Source organism: Metasolibacillus meyeri (assembly GCF_003049505.1).
In the GTDB taxonomy this organism is placed as follows: domain Bacteria; phylum Bacillota; class Bacilli; order Bacillales_A; family Planococcaceae; genus Metasolibacillus; species Metasolibacillus meyeri.
Window position 1 is genome coordinate 1 of the sequence record NZ_PYWN01000009.1, and the last position, 4,713, is coordinate 4,713.

The window sequence follows — 4,713 nt, forward strand, 5'->3', positions numbered from 1 at the left end:
ATCAACAGCCTGTAAAAACCCGATTGGTGAAACTACCAATCAGTGGGGGATGAGTAAAACCCCCACTGATTGAAGGTTCACTTTATTTATGGATTCTTTGTTATTGTAACATAAATGTATCAAATGAAAAATGAGGGTTACTATGAAATAAAATTCTTTGTTGGTAATTATATCTATTTAGAGGGGCTGTTCATATAGCTTTGATAGGATGAACTAGAGGTCAAAAATAAATTATGTGATTCTGTTGTGTAATTATAGGGATTAAAAATAAAAACTTGCTGGAGTAAGTTCTTCAATTGATTGAATGTATTTTCTCCAGCAAGTTTGATTTGAGTGTATCTATTGGATCACAACCGCGTGCGCCCCAAGCGCTTCATAGCTTGAGAAAAACGTATTGATATCAATAACTTCATCGCCATAGAGCGGGTTCATAATCGTTACGTTGCTTTTGCTAGCTCCTGTTAGAACCACCGCATGCAAATTACTATAAATCGGATGCTGTTCACCTGTTTCTTCAACAATCCAAAAGCGATTTGTGCGCGGTGTTTGCCAGTCAATTGTGACCCATGTTAAAACAGGGTAGCCTTGCTTAACAAGGTTGACAATTTCCTTTTGAGAAGCTCCCGTAATATTCGTTGCGCGCAACGCTGAGGCTTGCTCTGCTAAAATTGTGTTGGCTGCTTGTGCAATGGGATTCGCAAAGACATAAAAGCCATCTGTGGCACTTGCTGGGTTGCCAGCATAGGCAAGCTCTGGATCAGGACCGTATCGCACATTATTACGGATTTCTGTCACTTGCCTCGGCAAGTAATCACGTTTCATCGTCATTTTATCAGTAGCAATACCAAAATAATTGAGCATTGCTGTTAATGACGTAATTTCACAGCCGTTAGGCAGCTCTGGGTTTTGCAACACAATGGGCACAGCTAACCCTGCTTGCGAGTTAGGATAAATGGTTTCAATAAAAAGATTGGGCCTACTTTTATCAAAGGTAAAGGCAGTACGTGATTGCTCCTGCCCATTTGCATGATAAACGACCGCCTCATATTTTTCATTTTCTATTAATTGTGCAAATTTAGCAATGCCATCAGCTGATGATGTAGCGCGTGTAATTGTCTGACCTTGCTGTTCAACAGCAATTTCCACATGTGGTACAGCGACACGGCTATAAAATTCCACTGTATAAACTGTCAGCTCATCAGAAAAGTTAGCTGCCTCATGGTTTTCAACCGTCCCTGGTAAAAGGATGGCATTTTGACAGCCTGAAAGGACAACTGGAGCGAAAAGTAATGTCATTAAAAATAATCGTCTCAATTCGCAGTCATCCTTTCAGAAAAATTATTGCTTTACAAAATATTCGTTATGCCACACAAGGAACATATAAATCGACCAAATTTTACGCTGGCTATTTGTCGTCCCTGCTACATGTGAATCAAGCAGCGCTAAAATTTTATCGCGGTTGAAAAACTGTGCCGCTTCATCGCTGCTAAATAATGCGCGAACTTGTGACACATATTTCTCATCGCGTAGCCAATGACGAATTGGCACAGGGAAGCCGATTTTTTTACGGTTTGCCCACGCTTCAGGCAATGCCTCACGTGCTGCTTGGCGGAACGCATATTTTGTATTTTCTTCATTGACGCGGTAGCGTGTTGGCACAGATGCCGCAACATCCATCATTTCACGGTCAAGAAGCGGTACACGTAGCTCGATCGAATGAGCCATTGACATTTTATCTGCCTTCAATAAAATATCATCGACTAACCATAAATTTAAATCTAATAGCTGCTTCTTCGTTACATCATCATGCCCTTGGAATTTTTTATAGTAAGGAGCCACGATGTCTGTTACAGAAGGGGCATTGTTAAAATCATCCGTTAAAATTGCGGCAGATTCATATTCCTCAAAAATGCGCGCTTGTCCAATAAATGTTTGCTCAACAGGTAGCTTTGCACGTCTTGCTAAGCCGCCAATTTTGCTGTTTGGCATAACGGCACCTGCAATACTCGCTAAAGCGCGAATTGGCGATGGCAAGCTTTTGAATTTTTTCATATTCGGTGTATCTGTATATTCATCATAGCCGCCGAATAATTCGTCTGCACCTTCACCAGACAAAACAACCGTTACATGCTCACGCGCTAAACGTGCCAAATAATAAAGCGGTACAATCGACGGATTAGAGTGCGGCTCGTCCATCATATATTGAATTTTTCCTAAGTCTGCAAAGCACTCATCTGGATTTAATGTTTCATTGACATTTTCTATATCCAGCTCTTTTGACAGCTCAACGGCATTATCAATTTCAGAGAAGTTTTCAGCGCTAAAGCCAACTGTAAATGTTTTATCAGGACGCAATACACTTGCGACATAGCTTGAGTCAACACCGCTTGATAAAAATGAACCAACTTTTACGTCGGCAATGGTATGTGCTGTAACGGACTCGCGCACGGCATCATCAATATCCTCGATAATTTTGTCGAGTGGACGCTCTTCAGGTGCATACGTGGGCTCCCAATAACGCTCAATTGTTAGCTGCCCATTTTCATACGTCATATGATGCGCGGCAGGTAGCTTGAAAATGCCTTTGAAAAACGTTTCATTTAAGACAGGGTATTGGAATGTTAAATATGGCTTTAACGCCTCTTTATTTAATTCTTTCGTAAAATGCGGGTGCGGTAAAAAGCTTTTAATTTCCGAGCCGAAAAACAGCGTGTCATTCATTTGCCCGTAATAAAATGGCTTAATACCGAAATGGTCACGCGCCGCAAATAATTTTTGTGCATTGCGATCCCAAATAACAAAGGCAAACATGCCGCGCAATTTTTGCACAAGCTTTGAACCGTATTCCTCATAACCATGCAGTAAAATTTCGCTATCTGTCTGTGTTGTGAAAACATGCCCTTTTTCAATTAAATCTTCACGAATCATTTGGAAATTATAAATTTCCCCATTAAAAATTAACACGAGCGACTCGTCCTCATTAAACAAAGGCTGTGAGCCATGCGCTAAGTCGATAATGCTTAAACGACGGAAGCCAAGGTTAGCAATCCCTTCATTAAATTGTCCACCGCTATCAGGACCGCGGTGAATAATTTGATTCATCATATTTTCTAAAACGGCAGAGGCATTATCAACCTCACCAATAAAACCAGTAAATCCACACATATTTATTTAATCTCCCTTAAAAATCTCTATTTAAATGTGTACTTCGATTATATGTCAAATAATTATAGTCAAGCTACTTTGACAGAACCCATTGATTCTGTTCAGTTATATCAAAACATAAATAATGGAATAAGCATATCCATACGTAGTACTTATTTTAATCCTTACTGTAGTATTATGCCTAAAAACTATGCTGTTGGTCAACTGCTTGATTTTAAAGGAGGGAAGCGCCTTTGACTAGGAATTAGCCCCACTTTTAGCCCCACTTTTGTTGATAGCAAGTGTGAAGGCATCTACAATAGCATCCTCAGTTTCTTTTAATACATGACCATATACTGTATGAATCCTTTGAGGCGTATTCCCTAAACGGTCTGCAATTGCTTTGATAGGGAAGCCATTATTCATTAGTATTGTTGCATGCGTATGTCGAAGCGAGTGAACAGTACAGTAAGGTAATTTTGTTTTTTTAATAATCCTTTTAATGGGGTGTTCTAGCGCTCCACTTTCTAACGGTTCTCCAGAGAACATAGATAAGAAAACAAAATTACTTTCTTGATGTTTTCGCCCATAAGATAACAAAAGTTCCTTCATGGTCATTTGATAAGACTTAAGTTGAGCTATAACCAGCTCGTCTACTTTAATTGTTCGTTCACTATTTAACGTTTTAGTAGAGCCTGTACCTGCTTTACTACGTGTGCGAATAATGTTAATCGTATTATATTTAAAGTTAATATCGCTCCAACGTAAAGCTAATGCCTCGCCTCTTCTCATCCCTGTATAAGCAATTAAAAGCAATATAGTATAAACTGTAGCATTTTCAGTTTCTTGAGCGCATTGTAAAAAAATATTTAGTTCTTCAGGTGTCAAATATTTTTTAGCTTCTTTTTTTCGTAAAGAGGGAAGGGCAATCCCTTTAAATTTATTACGGTGCAAAATTTCATCTTCTACAGCTGCATTAATAGCAATAGTAAAGATGGTATGAATGGATCTAACTGTACTTGCTGCATATTTTTTGGCTAAAGAATTAATAAAGAACCTTTGATACGTAGTTTTATCTAGTTTTTGTAGCTTGTACTTACCAAGAATGGGTTTAATGTGAAGTCGAATGATGACTTCACGTTGCACAATAGTAAGTGGCTTCCATTTTGTTGAATTAGCTTCAAGCCAAGTATCAAACCATTCGGATACAGTTAAATGTTCATATTCAATTTGCTTTGTTTCTCCCCGTAGTATGGTTGCCTGTATTTCAAATAATGCTTTAATTGCATCTTTTTCAGACTTAAAACTACTTTTCTTTTTCTCTCTACGCGTTCCAGAGCTATCATAATATTTATGTCTATACATCCATAGTTTTTTATTTTTCTTAGTGAAATAATAGTATACTTCAGGATTTTTCTCAGATTTAAATAACTCCATTTTTCCATTCTTCCTTTCCAGCTTGACGGCATGTATAGGAATTAAAGCGGGTAATGAAGTTAAGTAACAATCAATTTAGATATGTTACTACTTTGTATTATAGAGAAAAAGATAAATATAATAAACGGTTTT

At 38.2% G+C, this 4,713-nt stretch carries 3 protein-coding genes; all 3 read right to left on the bottom strand.

Features of this window, described 5'->3' with window-relative positions; all coding sequences use genetic code 11:
* Positions 1-339 precede the first annotated feature (339 nt).
* Positions 340-1,314, bottom strand: coding sequence for a C39 family peptidase (locus C9J34_RS01435; protein ID WP_107838075.1), 975 nt, complete (start codon positions 1,312-1,314; stop codon positions 340-342).
* A 24-nt stretch (positions 1,315-1,338) separates the two neighbouring features.
* On the bottom strand, positions 1,339-3,165 hold the full coding sequence (gene asnB / locus C9J34_RS01440) for an asparagine synthase (glutamine-hydrolyzing) (RefSeq protein WP_107838076.1): 1,827 nt from the start codon (positions 3,163-3,165) through the stop codon (positions 1,339-1,341).
* A 237-nt stretch (positions 3,166-3,402) separates the two neighbouring features.
* Positions 3,403-4,581 (bottom strand): tyrosine-type recombinase/integrase, encoded by a 1,179-nt coding sequence (locus tag C9J34_RS01445; RefSeq protein ID WP_107838077.1) that lies wholly within the window; start codon positions 4,579-4,581, stop codon positions 3,403-3,405.
* Positions 4,582-4,713 lie beyond the last annotated feature (132 nt).

Coding starts and splice junctions, on each gene's coding strand:
- asnB (WP_107838076.1), bottom strand. CDS start 3,165: ATGTGTGGATTTACTGGTTTTATTGGTGAGGTTGATAATGCCTCTGCC.
- C9J34_RS01445 (WP_107838077.1), bottom strand. CDS start 4,581: ATGGAGTTATTTAAATCTGAGAAAAATCCTGAAGTATACTATTATTTC.